General features: G+C 72.0%; 1 protein-coding gene. It reads right to left on the reverse strand.

All coding sequences use genetic code 11. The annotated features are described in order from the left end of the window. Positions 1-1,084 (reverse strand): autotransporter assembly complex protein TamA (locus FVW20_RS16310; RefSeq protein WP_196610417.1); only part of this gene is annotated, 1,084 nt, incomplete at both ends.

Below are 1,084 nucleotides of genomic sequence, written 5' to 3' on the forward strand. Positions count from 1 at the left end.
CCCGGACAGCGACCCGGCAGCCGCGCTGGCGGCCAGCACCAGCCGTCCGTCGGGACCGTCGGGCAGGCCGTTGCCGGGAGCGGCGGACTTGTCGGCCCAGTCATCCCTGTCGGCCTGACCCGCGCGGTGAGCCCTGCCGCGCAGCAAGACATGATAGGCGCTGACATCCAGCCGCGAACGCACCACGTTGAACGGCTCGTCGTAGACCCCGGTGTAGGGAGTGACGGAAAGATCTGCCCGCGTGCCGCGCGTCGGGTCCAGCAGGTCGTCGGTGGCGTCGCGGCGCAGCGAAAGCGGCAGCCCCCACATGGTGTACGAGCGCTCCGGGCCGCCCGTGTCCTCTATGCGGCCACCCTCGGTGGACACGCCGACACCGGCCCGCCAGCCGGGGGCCAGGTCGCGCGCCAGACCCACGGAGGCAAAGGCGGCCTGCTGGTCGTAGGCGTCGGACGTTTCGTTGCGCACCCAGCTTTCGGCCAGCAGTTCCTGGTCGGGACGCAGGAAGGACGGCTTGCGGAAGCTGGCCTTGCCCTCTTGCCGCTTGTCCCAGACCGGCAGTTCCAGCCGCAGCCGTTCTCCTTCCCCCAGCAGGTTGCGGTGTTCCCAGAAGGCCAGCACGCCGGGACCCAGGGTGGAATCGTAGCGCAGGCCGCCGCCCATGGTGCGTTGCGGGCCTTCGGTCACCTCCACACGCACTGGGCTGGTGTAGACGGAGTCGGTCCGGGTGCCGGACGGCAGGGCCGTCTCGCTGTCGGACGCGGCGTGGGCGTCCGTAGCCGTGGCGGATTCCGGCGCGGGCACGGCCCCGGCGCTGACCGCACTGAACAGCCCGGTGGCGCGCAACCGTTCTCGGTAGTGCTCTACCGTCCGTTCGTCCCACGGCTGGCCCACCTGCCAGTCCGCCATGGATTCCAGCCATTCGGGGCGCACCGTGCGGGCGCCGTTGATTTGCGGTGGCCCCATGCGGGTGGGCAGCCCCGCCACCACGTCCACGGTGGCGTCCAGGGTGCGCGCGGCATGGTCCACCTCGTACCGGGCGGATGCCACCCGCGCGAAGGGGTAGCCCGTGTCGCGCAGGGCGGCC

Origin of the sequence: Nitratidesulfovibrio oxamicus (genome assembly GCF_015731765.1) — a bacterium.
GTDB classification, from domain to species: Bacteria; Desulfobacterota; Desulfovibrionia; order Desulfovibrionales; family Desulfovibrionaceae; genus Cupidesulfovibrio; species Cupidesulfovibrio oxamicus.